At 65.1% G+C, this 14,138-nt stretch carries 13 protein-coding genes and 1 tRNA gene; 5 read left to right on the plus strand and 9 right to left on the minus strand.

Going from position 1 to position 14,138, the window contains the following annotated elements:
• Nucleotides 1-4 precede the first annotated feature (4 nt).
• Entirely contained in the window at nt 5-1,141 is a 1,137-nt protein-coding gene (locus DK26_RS17460) for a DSD1 family PLP-dependent enzyme (RefSeq protein ID WP_066475123.1), read from the minus strand.
• Between the two features lie 106 nt (nt 1,142-1,247).
• On the opposite strand from DK26_RS17460, the gene DK26_RS17465 reads away from it, so the two are divergent.
• Nucleotides 1,248-3,068, plus strand: coding sequence for an ATP-binding cassette domain-containing protein (locus DK26_RS17465; RefSeq protein ID WP_066475126.1), 1,821 nt, complete (start codon nt 1,248-1,250; stop codon nt 3,066-3,068).
• Between the two features lie 38 nt (nt 3,069-3,106).
• Here the strand turns inward: DK26_RS17465 and DK26_RS17470 are convergent, their stop codons facing one another.
• The 6 genes from DK26_RS17470 to rplU form a co-directional block, all read right to left on the minus strand.
• On the minus strand, nt 3,107-3,688 hold the full coding sequence (locus tag DK26_RS17470) for an invasion associated locus B family protein (protein ID WP_066475129.1): 582 nt from the start codon (nt 3,686-3,688) through the stop codon (nt 3,107-3,109).
• An 82-nt stretch (nt 3,689-3,770) separates the two neighbouring features.
• A complete protein-coding gene (locus DK26_RS17475) occupies nt 3,771-4,760 on the minus strand; it encodes an Ldh family oxidoreductase (protein WP_248310007.1) in 990 nt (329 codons plus the stop codon).
• A gap of 50 nt (nt 4,761-4,810) precedes the next feature.
• Entirely contained in the window at nt 4,811-5,854 is a 1,044-nt protein-coding gene (obgE, locus tag DK26_RS17480) for a GTPase ObgE (RefSeq protein ID WP_066475132.1), read from the minus strand.
• Nucleotides 5,855-5,939: 85 nt separating this feature from the next.
• Nucleotides 5,940-6,578, minus strand: coding sequence for a GNAT family N-acetyltransferase (locus DK26_RS17485; protein WP_066475135.1), 639 nt, complete (start codon nt 6,576-6,578; stop codon nt 5,940-5,942).
• Between the two features lie 158 nt (nt 6,579-6,736).
• Complete coding sequence (gene rpmA, locus DK26_RS17490) at nt 6,737-7,003, minus strand: 50S ribosomal protein L27 (protein WP_066475137.1); 267 nt, start codon at nt 7,001-7,003, stop codon at nt 6,737-6,739.
• Nucleotides 7,004-7,102: 99 nt separating this feature from the next.
• Nucleotides 7,103-7,777, minus strand: coding sequence for a 50S ribosomal protein L21 (gene rplU, locus DK26_RS17495; protein ID WP_066475142.1), 675 nt, complete (start codon nt 7,775-7,777; stop codon nt 7,103-7,105).
• Between the two features lie 323 nt (nt 7,778-8,100).
• Here rplU and DK26_RS17500 point away from each other — a divergent pair.
• Nucleotides 8,101-8,190, plus strand: a tRNA-Ser gene (locus DK26_RS17500).
• Between the two features lie 198 nt (nt 8,191-8,388).
• On the opposite strand, the gene DK26_RS28600 is transcribed toward DK26_RS17500, so the two are convergent.
• Nucleotides 8,389-10,179, minus strand: a complete 1,791-nt coding sequence (locus tag DK26_RS28600) for an adenylate/guanylate cyclase domain-containing protein (protein WP_157089699.1) — start codon at nt 10,177-10,179, stop codon at nt 8,389-8,391.
• Between the two features lie 1,014 nt (nt 10,180-11,193).
• Nucleotides 11,194-11,415 carry a hypothetical protein gene (locus DK26_RS17510; RefSeq protein WP_066475153.1) on the minus strand — a complete coding sequence of 74 codons (222 nt, stop codon included), beginning with the start codon at nt 11,413-11,415 and terminating at the stop codon, nt 11,194-11,196.
• Nucleotides 11,416-11,619: 204 nt separating this feature from the next.
• Here DK26_RS17510 and DK26_RS17515 point away from each other — a divergent pair, with 204 nt between their 5' ends.
• The 3 genes from DK26_RS17515 (at nt 11,620) to DK26_RS17525 (ending at nt 14,105) form a co-directional block, all read left to right on the plus strand.
• Entirely contained in the window at nt 11,620-11,826 is a 207-nt protein-coding gene (locus DK26_RS17515; protein ID WP_066475156.1) for a hypothetical protein, read from the plus strand.
• 172 nt (nt 11,827-11,998) lie between these two features.
• Nucleotides 11,999-12,271 (plus strand): hypothetical protein, encoded by a 273-nt coding sequence (locus DK26_RS17520; RefSeq protein ID WP_066475159.1) that lies wholly within the window; start codon nt 11,999-12,001, stop codon nt 12,269-12,271.
• Nucleotides 12,272-12,395: 124 nt separating this feature from the next.
• Nucleotides 12,396-14,105, plus strand: coding sequence for a DUF3300 domain-containing protein (locus tag DK26_RS17525; RefSeq protein WP_066475162.1), 1,710 nt, complete (start codon nt 12,396-12,398; stop codon nt 14,103-14,105).
• Nucleotides 14,106-14,138 lie beyond the last annotated feature (33 nt).

Genomic DNA, 14,138 nt, shown 5'->3' on the forward strand with positions numbered 1-14,138 from the left:
GCGCTCAGGTGAGGGCGCCGCGCGCCGCCACCGGCCAGACCGCCTCGACATGGGCATCCGGCCCATGCAGGCCGCGGACGCAGACATACCAGTCGTGCAGGTTGACCGTCGGGTCGCAATGGCCGGGCACGAGCAACAGCCGGTCGCCGCGATGGGGCAGGGCGACCGGGTCTCCGGTGAGCACGCCGTGCTCGTCGGAGGGCTTGGTGTAGATCACGCCGTCGCGCCGGAAGGCCGTCGGCATGCCGGAATCGACCGCTGCGGTCTTGTGCCCGGCATCGACGATGGCCCGGTCGGGCACCGGCTTGCTCATCACGCCGGCCAGGATGAACAGCGCATGCTCGAAGGTCTGGAAGGGCGTGCCGTCGGCATTGCGGTTGCGGGCGTAGTCGGCATCCATGAAAATGTAGGAGCCGGCCTGCAGCTCGTTCCAGATGCCGGAGCGACCTTCGAGATCGAAGGTGCCGGTGCCGGCGCCGCTGACGATCTCGCAGGGCAGGCCGACTTGGCGGATGCGCTCGACGACGTTGCGGGTCAGCAGGCCGGCGCGCTCGATGGCCTCGCGGCGCTCGTCGATCGAGCGCATATGCTGGGCGCTGCCGTGATAGGCCTGCACGCCGGAGAGCCGCAGCGAATTGCTGCGGGCCACCGCCTCCGCCAGCCGCACCGCGGCCTCGCCGGGCGCGACGCCGCAGCGGCGGGCGCCGATATCGAGCTCGACGAGGATATCGAAAGTGATGTCGTGCCGCGCTGCCGCCTCGGCAGCCTCGCGCACCCCGTCGACATGGTCGACGCAGAGCCCGATGCGGGCCTCGCGGGCGAGTCTGGCCAGCCGGTCGAGCTTGGAGGCCCCGACGATCTCGTTGGTGACCAGCACGTCGGTGACGCCACCGGCAACCAGCACCTCGGCCTCGCCGACCTTCTGGCAGCATTGCCCAACCGCGCCATGGGCAATCTGGCGCAATGCGATCTCTGGGCTCTTATGGGTCTTTGCATGCGGCCTCAAACGCACGCCGGAGGCCTCCGCGAAGGCGGCCATGGTCACGAGGTTCCTCTCGAAGGCGTCGAGATCGAGAATCAGCGCGGGGGTGTCGATCTCGGCGAAGGAGTGTCCGGGCTGGGCCGGCGGCGTGAGAGGCATGGGGTCTCTATGTCTGGTGAATCAATCCGGCTATGGGACGTCAGCATCGTGTCGCGAGCAAGACCGGCAGTGGCGCTTGCATGGCTGCCATGATAGGCCGCGCCCCATGAAGATTGGCAAGGTCACGGACGATACCCTCGCGCTTTTCGCCCGCGTCTGGCGCGAGCGGGTCAGGTCCTATCTCCCCCAGATCGCGATGATCCTCGGCCTGGTCGTCGTCATCGCCGCGACCACGAGCCTCTACCCACTCTTGATCAAGGCGGCGTTCGACGCCTTCGCCGACCCGCTCACCGCCGAGGCGACCGGCTTCGTGCGCCGCGCCGAGCGCCTGGTCTCGAAGTCGATCGGCATCGAGATCGGCGTCGTCAACGCCGTCGCGATCGTCGTGGTCATCGTCACCGCGATCAAGGGTTTCTCGCTGCTCGCCCAGACGGTGCTAACCAACAGCGTCGTCAGCCGGATCGAGGCCGACATGCAGACTGCGCTCTATGCGCATCTGATCGATGCCGACCTCGCGCAGTTGCAGAAAGAAAATCCAGCCTCGCTCACGCAGCGCTTCACCACCGATTTCACCTTCGTCAAGGAAGCGCTGACCCGTATCATCAACATCGCCATCCGCGACGTGCTGACTGCGATCGCGCTGGTCGGCGCCATGCTCTGGATCGACTGGAAGATGACGTTGATCGTGCTTCTGGTCGCGCCGGTGGTGGCGAGCCCGATCGGCCGGATCGGCAAGAAGCTGCGCCGCATGGCGATGTCGCAGCAGGAGCAGACCGGGCTGATGGCGAGCCTCGTCACCGAGAGCCTGCAGGGCGCGCGCGTCGCCAAGACCGATTCGCTTGAGCCCTATCTGAAGCACCGCGCCGCCGGCGCCTTCGAGACGATCCGGGCCCTGAAGATGAAGGCCGCGAACGCCCGCGGCCGGCTCGACCCGCTGCTGGAGGTCGGTGGCGGCCTCGCCGTCGCCGGGGTGCTCGCCGCGATCGGCGTGCGCATCACCTCCGGCGGTTCGACCGTCGGCGATTTCACCGGCTATGTCTCGGCCCTGTTGCTGGCCGCCCAGCCGTTGCGCTCGCTCGGCAATCTCAACGCCATCGTCCAGGAGGCCGGCGCCTCGCTGAAGCGCTATTTCGCGCTGGTCGATGAGAAGCCGCTGATCGCCGAGCGCCCGGATGCCAAGCCGCTCACCGTCACCGGCGGAGAAGTCGCCTTCCGCGATCTGCGCTTCCGCTATCGTGACGATGCGCGCGGGCTCGAAGGCATCGATCTCGTGGCCGAGGCCGGCAAGACCACGGCGCTGGTGGGCCGCTCGGGCTCGGGCAAATCGACCATGCTGGCGCTGGTGCCGCGCCTCTACGATCCAAACGAAGGCCGCATCGAGATCGACGGCCAGGACCTGCGCGACGTCACGCTGGAGAGCCTGCGCGCCCAGATCGGCGTCGTCAGCCAGGACGTGGTGCTGTTCGATGATACCGTGCGTGCCAATATCGGCTTCGGCCGGCGCGGTGCGAGCGAGGCGGACATCGTCGCCGCGGCGAAGGCAGCGGCGGCACACGACTTCATCATGGCGATGCCGGAAGGCTATGATTCCCGGGTTGGCGAGCGCGGCTCGCGTCTCTCGGGCGGCGAGCGGCAGCGCCTCGCCATCGCCCGCGCCATCCTGAAGGACGCGCCGATCCTGCTGCTAGACGAGGCGACGAGCGCGCTCGACACCCACTCCGAGCGAGTCGTCCAGCAGGCGCTGACGCAGCTGATGAAGGGTCGCACCACCCTGGTCATCGCGCACCGGCTCTCGACCGTGCGCGATGCCGACCGGATCGTCGTGCTCGATGAGGGCCGGATCGTCGAAACCGGCGACCATGACGCGCTGATCGCCCGCGAGGGCGCCTATGCCAGGCTCTACCGGCTGCAATTCGCCGAGGGCTGAGGCGTTCGGGGCGTGTCGAGGCCCCGAACGAATACCTGTCAGGGCTGCTCGCGCACCAGCGCATCGGTTGCCGCGGTGAATCCGCGGAACGAAATCGGCAGCGTCACCTCGCGCTTTGCCGCGTCCAGATAGCGCAGCTGGCCGGCTTCGCTCAGCGCGCGCCAGCGCTTGAAGGCATCGTCGCTTAAGTTCGCCTCGCCGAAGCAGCCGGCCGGCGTGCAGCGCTGGAACAGGGCTAGCGCGTCCTCCTTGTCGCCGCCGCTGACCCGCACGCCGGCATTGTTACCGAGCGTGAGATTGGGCGGCACCTGCACGACCAGCTTGTAGGGCTCGCCCTTGACCGGGCGGCCGACGGCGACGAGGGCGACAGGCCCGCGCTGGCCCTGCTGCTCGACAGTCTGGACGATCTCGCAGACGCGATTCGTGCCGACACCCTGCTGGCAGCGCAGCACCCAGTCGCCATAGGTCGCGGTGGTGTTGTCGGGCTGGGAGACCCCGCCCGCGGCGGGAGCGGCAGGCGCCGCCGGGGCCGGCTGCGCCGGGCGCTGCGTCTGTGCAAAGGCCGGTCCTGCCAGCGCCAGCGAGGAGAGCAGCGCGAAGAGCGTCGGTTTGATCAGCATGGCGGGCCCGGTTCGATTGGACGACAATGACGCGAGTTGAATGTCATGTAGGCGCCGGAGGCAAGGGGCGCGGCCATCGCGCTCAAGCCTTGCCATGGTCCTTGATGGCGTCGACCAGCCCCTTCGGCAGCGCGATCTCGTCGACGATGGGCGTGCGGCCAGGGATATGGACGCCGTGGGCGGCGAGCCGCTCGACCTGCAAGGCCAGCCGTGCCGGCAGGTCGGGCGCCAGCAAGGTGGGGCTCAAGGCGATGACGAACAAGCCGACGCCGGGCGAATCGGTGCCATCGGCGAAGGAGGGGGCGTCGAGCGACCAGTTCGCACCGGTCAGCCCGGCGGCAAGGACCTCGACGATCAGCGCGATATTGGCGCCGCGCGCCCCGCCGAAGGCGAGAAGCGCGCCCTTGATCGCCTGGCGGGCGTCGGTCGTCGGCTCGCCGTCGGCATTGACGGCCCAGCCGGCAGGAATCGCCTCCTCCATCTCCGCCGCGCGCCGCACCTTGACGAAGGCGGTCGCGCTCGAAGCCTGATCGATGACCAGCGGCGGTGCGTCGCTCACCGGCGCAGCAAATGCCATGGGGTTGGTGCCATAGACAGGCTTGCGGCCGGATCCTGCCGTCATCAGGGCGGGGCCATTGCTGACCGCCAGCGCGACGAGACCGGCATCGGCGAGCCGCCGCACGTAGTAGCCGAGCTCGCCCGCCGTGTAGCTGTTGTGCTGCATGAAGACGGCCAAACCATGGAGGCCGGCGCGCTGGCGCAGGGCATCGAAGGCCCGGTCGAAGCCGAGCTGGGCGATGCCTCCCCTGCCGTCGACGTGGATGGCCGCTGGGACGGGAAACGCGATCTCGGGCTCGGCCTGGCCTATGATACGGCCGGCCGCGAAACCGTCGAGATAGTCCGGGAGGTGCGCGAAGCCGACGGAGGCGCGGCCGCAAAGCTCGGCAGCGACGGTCGCGTTCGCGAGCGATCTCGCCGCAGCCTCGGCCGCGCCCGCAGCAATGGCAGCCTCGAACGCGAATTCTCGCGCGTCGTCAGGGGTGTAACGCACAATGCTGGAAATCTGGATCACTCCTGCATCGCGCGATTTAAACAGGGGTCGGTGCCCTGGGCGCCGGCGCCTCAGGGGCGCCAGCCGACTTCTTGCGCCGGTGCGTTCTCGCGCTCCTCCTCGGCGCGGGCGGATTCGACCACGGCGAGCACGGCGCGCAGCGCCGCCTCCACCCCCTCGCCGGACGCCGATGAGAGCACGATCGGCGTGCGCTTGCAGGCGCGCTTCAGGCGGGCGAGCTGTTCCTTCAGCATTTCAGGCGTCAGCGCGTCGACCTTGGAGAGCGCCACGATCTCCGGCTTCTCTGCTAGCCCCTCACCATAGGCGGCGAGCTCGTTGCGCACAGTCTTGTAGGCCTTGCCGGCGTGCTCGCTCGTGCCCTCGACAAGGTGCAGCAGTACCCGGCAGCGCTCGACATGCCCGAGGAATCGATCGCCGAGGCCATGGCCTTCATGCGCGCCCTCGATCAGGCCCGGAATATCGGCCAGCACCATTTCGCGTCCGTCGACCCGCACCACGCCGAGGCCGGGATGCAGCGTCGTGAACGGATAATCGGCGATCTTCGGCTTGGCGGCCGTGACCGTCGCCAGGAATGTCGACTTGCCGGCATTGGGCAGGCCGATCAGCCCGGCATCGGCGATCAGCTTCAGCCGGAGCCAGACCCAGCGCTCTTCGCCGTCGAGCCCGGGATTGGCGTGGCGCGGCGCCTGGTTGGTCGAGGTCTTGAAATAGGCATTGCCGAAGCCGCCATTGCCGCCCTTGCAGAGCACGAAGCGCTGGCCCGGCTCGGTCATGTCGGCGATCAGCGTCTCGCCATCTTCATCGAGGATCTGCGTTCCCGGCGGCACTTTCAGCACGATCGGCGCGCCATTGGCACCATGGCGATCCTTGCCCATGCCGTGCTCGCCGATCTTGGCCTTGAAATGCTGCTGGAAGCGGAAGTCGATCAGCGTGTTCAGGCCCTGGACGCATTCGATCACGACGTCGCCGCCGCGTCCGCCATCGCCGCCATTGGGGCCGCCGAACTCGATGAACTTCTCGCGCCGGAACGAGACGCAGCCGGCGCCGCCGTTACCGGCTTTCACATAGATCTTGGCTTGGTCGAGGAATTTCATGCTGGCTTAGGTAGTCTGATGCGCCTGGGAGAGCAATGCACGGGACGAAAAGAGGGCCCACCTTTCGGCGGGCCCCTGGTCGATGTCAGGCGAGGCAGGCTTCCTCGTCCGGGATTCCCTCCGGCGGGGCGGGGGTCCAGCCCGAGGCGCCCCAGCTCTTCAGCGCCGCCCAGGTCGAGCGGTCGAGCCGGAACTGCTCGCAGGGGAAGAGGCCGCCGCGCGCCGGGAGTGCCTTGAGGAAGGAACCCTCCTGACGGAAGCCACTCTTCTCCAGCACTCGACGCGAGGCTGGGTTGATGACACGCGTATCGGCCTCGATCGCCTCGATCTCGACCAGCGAGAACAGCGTATCGATCAGCGCCTGCACCGCCTCGGTCGCCAGCCCCTTGTTCCAGTGCGGCGTGCCGAGCCAGTAGCCGATGAAGGGGCGCCCGCTCGCCTGCGGATGCGCGCCGATCATGCCGATCAACTCATTGGGCCGGTCGCGGGGCGTGACGGCCAGCACGAGGTGCTCGCCGAGCGCATTGCCCTTGCGCATCGCGAAGATGAAGGGCTCGACCGCACCGGACGGATAGGGGTGCGGGATCGAGGCCGTCATTTCCGCCACGGCCTTGGCGCCGGCGAGCCGCAGGATCGCGGAGGCGTCGGCCATACGCGGCCAGCGCAGCCACAGACGCCGCGTCTCGAGCCGGAAGACGTCGTCTCTTGTCAGTTCAGGGAACATCGGGTCTCTCCGTCGGCGCAACGAGAAAGGGGGAGATGGGCTTTGGTCCCATCTCCCCCGGCTTGTTGACCTTCGGGAAACCCGTGACGGGTTTTTGCCCCTTCTCGATCATCCGGTTCGATGGAACCGGCGGATCGAGAAAGTTCCCTATCCGCCGTTTACTCTGCGGCCTCTTGGGCCGGAATTACGTTGACGAAAGCTCGGCCGAGTTTCGTCGTGAATCGCACGCGGCCGTTCGCCGTGGCAAAAAGGGTATGATCCTTGCCAAGGCCAACGTTCACGCCGGGATGCCATTTGGTCCCGCGCTGACGCACGATGATGTTGCCGGCCACGACGGCCTGGTCGCCAAAACGCTTCACGCCGAGACGCTTGCTTTCGGAGTCGCGACCATTGCGCGACGAACCGCCTGCTTTTTTGTGAGCCATAACGCCCTACCTCGAAAACTCTTCAGTCCATGTAACCCGAATCGGCGGCAAAGGCCACCGGTTTCGGAAACGAAGCCCGTGAGAACCTGACAGCGAGGGTCAGTAGTCCTCACCGGAAGCGAGCTCGGCCTGGTCGGCCTTGGCCCGCGGCGGCTTGCCGGCGAGCAGCTCCTTGGCCTGCACGACCCACTCCTCGCGGGTGGCGCGGCCACGCAGCTTCAGCTCTTCGTCCCACTTGGCGACGTCGGCCTCGGCCCACGACGCGATGTCGTTCCACGAGGTGATGCCAGCGGCGCGCAGCTTCTTCTCGATGGTCGGGCCGACGCCCGAGATCAGCGAGAGGTTCGAGGCGTCGAGCGCCTCGGCCTTGGCGGCAGGCTTGGCCTTGCCCTTGACGGCCGGGCTGGCGGCCTTGAGCGCGACGGGGGCGGCTTCGCCCTTCTTCATCTCCGGCTTCTTGCCGCCGGTGAGGATGTCGGTGATGCGCACCACGGTCAGCTCGGCGCGGAAGCCGCGCTTGCGCTTCGAATTCTGGCGGCGGCGCTTCTTGAAGGCGATGACCTTCTCGCCGCGGGTCTGCTCGACGATCTCGCCGGCGACGGTGATGTCGCTCAGGAAGGGCGCGCCGATCGTCGACTTCTCGCCATCCGTCAGCATCAGCACGGAGCCGAAGGCGACGGTATCGCCCGGGTTGCCCTCGAGCTTGGCGATCGTAATGCGGTCATTGGCGGCGACGCGGAATTGCTTGCCGCCGGTCTTGATGACTGCGAACATCATTGTTCTCCATGTTCGGCCCCGCCCTGTCACTGGCCTCGCGGCGCATGCAGGGCGACTTTTTGGCAGTCGTTGCGTTTTGGGTTTGCTCTTCTGGGCTTGCGTTGCCGGCTCCTTGAAGAACCCGGCACCACGCTCGCGCAAAAGAGATCAGGCGCGGGTTTCCCCACGCCGGACGAGGCTCTCTAGGCGGGCAGGGCGCCTGCGTCAAGGAAAACCCTGCCGGCGCGCTCCCTGCCGATGAGTTGAAACTTCTGCTCAAGGAGGCTTGTGCGGCGCGGGGCTGGTGTGTAACAAGCACCCCGCTTCGACATGAGCACCGCGGACAGGTGGCAGAGTGGTTGAATGCACCGCACTCGAAATGCGGCATACCTGCAAGGGTATCGGGGGTTCAAATCCCTCCCTGTCCGCCAGCGCTCCAGGCAAATGATTGATAGCCAGGGGTTGCTTCTATGGCTTTCATCAGCGCCATCATTCCGACCCGCATTCCTTGGCGATATGCTTGAGTGCGCTGCGGAGCATCGATGCGGGTGATTGGACTGCTGCTCTCAGAGAATTGCTCCTGCCTATGAGCGGGCGGCGACATTCGGCCCTTCGATATATGGCAGCTCTCACGTCCGCTCATGGAGTCTTGCCGGGCTAGGGGCTGCCAGTCGATCACCCTCAGGCAGCCCGGCCTTGCGAAGGCCCTGATAGAAGGTGGTCTCCGCGAATCGCAGATACGCAGGTTCGAAGGACCATGCATGCGCATCTAACCAAGCGAACGATACGTTGGGCTCTATCTTGCGCGCATCTGCCAGCGATGCTTCCGCTTGGGCCTTATCTCCCACTTGCGCATAGGCAGCAGCCAAAGCGAGGTGAACAACGATAAGGGTTGGTGCCGTCACGCGGGAACGGAGGCTGTAGTCGATCGATTCCCGCCAGCGACCGAGCAAGAGGTGCGCTCGGCCGAGGGCGCTGTAGAGTATTCCGATATTTGGATCGCGGGGCGATCGGCGGAGACCTTTCTCTAAGTATTCGATGCTGCTCTGTGGATCACCGAGTGCCGTACGGCAGTTTGCAATGTTAATCAGATAAAGTGAGGAGCTGCCGTCCAGCGAATGTGCGAGTTCACACGCGGAGAGAGCCTCGCGCCAACGATGTACCACTGCAAACAGGATGCAGCGGGCCGAATGAGCCATCGCGGCCTGGGGCTTTTGCGAGAGTCCGGCGTCCAGAAGCTTATGAGCTTCATTGACCCGAAGCTTCAACTCCTCAGTCGATAGGGAATAGCGCTCTACATTGAAAAGGCGGCCGGCGATGACGCATCCCAAGCCAATGTTCGCATCCGGGTTGGTGGGCTCGATCGCCAAAGCGGCGCGATAATATGGCTCTGCAGCATCGAATGCCGCTTTAGACCGGTCGCCCAAGAAGGCTTTTCCCCAGCCCTGAAGGACCAAGTCCATGACGCCGGGCTCGCCGCCGCGCGCCTCGACTGCGCGTGAGCGCTCAGCGTAGATGGCTCCAGCTATAGAATTGGCGATCCGGCTGATTACTTCATCTTGAACTCCGAACGGATCGCTTGCATCTCCATCAAAACGTTCCGACCACTGTTGTTCACCATTTGCGCCGTTTACAAGTCGAGCATTTATTCGGAATCGCTGCCCGGAGCGTTGAATGCTGCCCTGTAGAATGTACTGCGTCGAAAGTTCCCTTGAGACCCGCCTCGCATCGACGCTTGCTCCCTTATAGGTAAAGGCTGAACTGCGTCCGACTACGAACAGATTGGGAATATGGAGTGCTATGTCAGTCGTCAGGCTATCAACCAGGCCATCGCAAAAATACTCTTGCGATCGATCTCCCGATAGATTGTCAAATGGCATAATGGCAATCGAGAGCGGGTTGATGTCGCCTTCAAAGCCATGAACATCGTGGGTTCGTTTTGTATAATACGATAATTCTCTGATAGAGAATATTCGTATCGGACTAGAAATATTCTTAAGATTGTGTTCGCCCAGGTCGTTGAAATTAATATTTAATTTTCCTGCCACTTCGGCATGAGCCTTCGAAGACAGGACGATGCCGCATGGCGCTGCAAAAGCCTCAAGGCGAGCCGCAATATTTACGCCGTCTCCAAATATATCTCCGTTTTCCTCCACGAGAACGTCTCCGATATTGATGCCGATGCGCAACTGAAGCGAGTTGCCGACCAGGGCATTCTGAATCGCGACCGCGCACCGGACTGCACCAAGTGGACTGGCAAACTCCGCGAGAAAACCGTCCCCCATTGTCTTGAAGAGCCGCCCTTCGTGCGCGTCGAGGGCCGGTTGTATGATGTCGTGACGAAGGGTCCGAACGGCAGCGAACGCGCCATCTTCGTCTCGGCCCATCATCGCCGAATAACCCACCAGATCGGCGGCCAAGATGGCGGCAAGCCGGCGCGCAACACTGCTCGTCTCAGCTGTCAAAAGAAATACCCCTTGGGTTTCGAGGGGGCGGGGACGCGCGTCGAGCCTGGAGCTTCCTCAAACGTCCAATCTTTGCCTGAGCAAAGCAAGAGACAGGTTGGCTAATTCTACCAGGGTCCGGACTCGCAACCATTGGCCGACGGTCGCAGCGATGTAGGCGGCCGCAAGGAAGTTGATTGAGCGCGGCGACGAGCATTCCCGGTGAGGCCGCGTCAGCTCGCCCTGCGTCGCGACAGGCAGCCAGCAGGCCGAATGCCTGCCTCATCGTCGCCCGGTCCTCGCCCATGATCGCGTCGGTGATCCCGCGTAGGTTTCGCAGGCGCACCTTCCTGGGGGATGCACGCGCGATCTGCGGATGATTGCCTGGGGGGCAGGATCCGTGCGTGTTCCGCGCGTTGGGTGTGGCGCCGCCGGCAAGCATCGGATCTCAAACATCGGCGCTTCATGCGGTAAGAATTAGGTCGATTGCCTGCGCCTGGCTAGCAACCTAGCGTAATGTTCTGATCCGATATCGCGGGAATCAAAGGGCTTATTCAATACAAGCTACGGGAGGGCGCGACATGGCGGCGATGCTGGAAGCGCGAATGCGTGCCGAGAAAGATGTATTTAGTCGGACGGCAATTCACATTAGCGTAGCTCGCAGATCGGCATTTAATAAGATAGCAAAATTGATCTTAAAAAAGAACTATGATTCCGCTAGAGAGAGCATAATTGACGAGTGCAGATCTGAAATATACGGATTCGTGCCACCTTCTGCCCCACCAAAGCGTAGTCATTGCATGGCACGTCTTGGCGGTTGAATCGCGAGGACTCCCTGTCCGCCATAAGCCTCGAAGCCATCGAGATTTTCGGTAATCGCCGGGTTCTCTATAATGGGCCGAGGCTGATTGCGTCCTCTCCCGGCCGCGCGCTGACACCCGGCGAATGCGCCGACTTCGCCGGTTTGCCGAACGATTGAGCGTTTCCCGCTCAACCCGACAACTTGGCGATCATCCAGGCGGCGAGCCGTGGACGCGGCGGCGCCGGCTCGTCCGCGACAAACGGCCCGTGGACCTCGTAGACGTACTCCTCTCGCAAGATTTGCCCGATAGCCAGGCGGTCCAGGACCGATTGCAGAGAGAGCTTGCGGCGCGAAGGCGTCGCGCTCGTCATGCTGGCCTCGTGAAGGGCGTAGTGATCGAGAACGTTCATTCTGCGCTCCCCGTTCGCTCTGCGGCCTTGCTCGGCCGATGGAGCCGCATTGGGAGCGGTTCGAGGGCGCAACGTCTGTGAGACAGGTCACGCAGGAGGAGGGCGGCTCGAGACCGATTCGATATCCCGAATTTGATTTGCCTCAAGGGCGCTTGCGGCCCAGGGTCTAAGCTCTCCTATCGCTTCGGGGGGAGGCCGCTATCCATGACGCTCAAGGAATGGCTGGATCGACTCGCGAAATTGGAGCGTGAGCAACTCGGTCACTATCGCGAGGGGCGCGCAAGAGAGGGGGACGCCGTCGGCGTGGTCATCTGCCAGCTGATCAGCGAGGGGCGTCTGCACGGTTTCTGCGTGCCCGATGGAAGGCCTCCGCTGAACAAGGCTGGCGAATCCGGCAGCTCCCACCTGTAGATCGCCCGTGGGCTGGCTCAGGGCCGACGATGTACCGACCTATTGTCCCCAGGGACAGGTTTCGACCGCGGCCAATGCGTTAGTATCGGTATCGAGCCGGAGCTAGCCCGATTGAGGTCGTGCCGCTCAGCATGCGGAGCGACCGTCGGGGATGCGTTTTGGAGTTCGCGCCATGACCAGCAGAACCGTGACCACAGCGGCAATTCTCGTTCTCGGCAGCATGGTCTGGCTGTGGGCCGCAAGTCACCCGGCTCAGGCCTGCAACAAGACGGCCGGGTGCGTGATGGATACGTTTGAGGAAAACTACGACATGATGCGCGACGGGCGCATGACCGAGGCGATGGCTGCCGGACGCGCCAATGTCGAGGCCTTCCGGAGGTTGCGCGAGGCCGAGGAAGCCATGGCGACCTTGCCGGCCCGGAGAACGGTGACGGCGCCGCGATAGAGCATCGGGCCGAAAGCCGAGGCCGTGCTTCGGGAGAAGCCGGCGCTCTGACAAGGAGATGGATTGCCGCCTTGCGCCTTGATGCGGGGGCGGGCCCCGAAGGCGCCGCGCCAGGGAGAAGCACATGGATCTGCGGATTGCGCTGGCTTGCTTCCTCGCCTGTGGTCTGGTTTCCCGGCCGCTTGCGCAGACCCCGCCGCCTCAGGCCGCGCCCCCGGCGGCCGCGCCGGCTACGCCGTCTGCGGCGCAGGCCGCGCAAACGTTGAGCAGCGCCGAGCTCGAGGCGCTCGTCGCGCCGATCGCGCTCTATCCCGACACGCTGCTGGCGCAGGTTTTGATGGCTTCGACTTATCCGCTCGAGGTCGTGCAGGCCGATCGCTGGGTCACCGGCAACAAGAAGCTCAAGGGGGACGCGCTTAAGGCCGCCGCCGAGCAGCAGCCTTGGGACGCCAGCGTCAAATCATTGGTCGCCACGCCTTCCGTGCTCGAGATGATGAGCAAGAACCTCGATTGGACGCAGAAGCTCGGCGATGCGGTTCTCGCCCAGCAGCCGGACGTGATGGATGGCGTCCAGCGGATGCGGACGCGGGCTTATGATGCCAAGAAGCTGTCCTCCGGCTCTCAGCAGAAGATCACGGTGCGGCAGGACAGCGGCAAGCAGACGATCCTGATCGAGCCGACGCAGCCCGACACGCTCTACGTTCCCTATTACGACCCGGCCGTGGCCTATGGCTCATGGCCCTATCCGGCCTATCCGCCCTACTACTTCCCGGCACCGGGATATATCGCCACCGGCGTGCTCGCGACCGGCCTCGCCTTTGGAACCGCGTACGCGCTCGGGCGCTGGAGCACCGGAAATTACTGGGGCGGCAACGTCAACTGGGGCAACAACAATATCAATATCGACCGCAACCGCGTGACGCACTGGGAGCACAATCCCCAGCATCGCCATGGCGTCCAGTACCGCAACAATGCAGTTCAACAGAAATTCACTGGCGGCAACAACCTCCGGGCCGGTAGCGAAGGCCGGATGGATTTTCGCGGCCGCGGTGGCGATCAGGTGCTGCGCCCCGAAGGCGGCCGCGGCGATCTTGGCGCCGGAGCCCGCCCTGACCAGCGTCCGGGCGATCGCGCCAATGCTGCGAACCGGCCGGACCGCGGTCCCGGCGACCGGGCAGGCGCGGGCAATCGACCGGGCGGGCCCGGCCGTGACGCACGTCCAGGCGGCGATGGCCGAGGGCAGGGCGCGCGCGCCGCGACGCAGCCCCGGCGGCCGGATGCGGGTGCGCGGCGCCCTGCGCCGGGCCGCGACAGTGCTTTCGGCAATGTGCAGCAGGGACGGGCTGCGAATCTGCAGTCGCAGCGCGGGCAGGCGAGTCTGGCGCATGCGCGCGGCGGCGGCGGTCCTCGGGCGATGCATGCCGGCGGACCCGGTATGGGGCGTGGCGCGGCCATGAATCGCGGTGGTGGCATGGGCCGGGGAGCTGCGATGAGCCGGGGCGGCGGGATGAGCCGTGGCGGCATGGGCGGCGGCCGCGGTGGAGGCAGGGGCGGTGGTCGGCGCTCCGACATCCGCCTCAAGCACGACGTCGTGCTGCTCGGCCATCTCGACAATGGACTCGGTCTTTACAGTTTCGCCTATGGCGGCTCGGAGAAGCGCTATGTCGGCGTGATCGCGCAGGAGGTCCTTGGCGTCGCACCCTGGGCGGTGAGCCAAGGCGCCGATGGCTATCTCCGCGTCGACTACCGGCAGATCGGCGTGCCGTTCCAGAGCTTCGCCGCGTGGCGCGCTTCAGCCACGCCCTCGCTCGTGCCGGTCGGCGATGCGGACTGAGAAGGGGTCTCGTCGCCAGCTTCGTTCAACTCC

The sequence above is a fragment of the Allobosea sp. WAO genome (genome assembly GCF_001509835.1).
Lineage (GTDB): Bacteria > Pseudomonadota > Alphaproteobacteria > Rhizobiales > Beijerinckiaceae > Allobosea.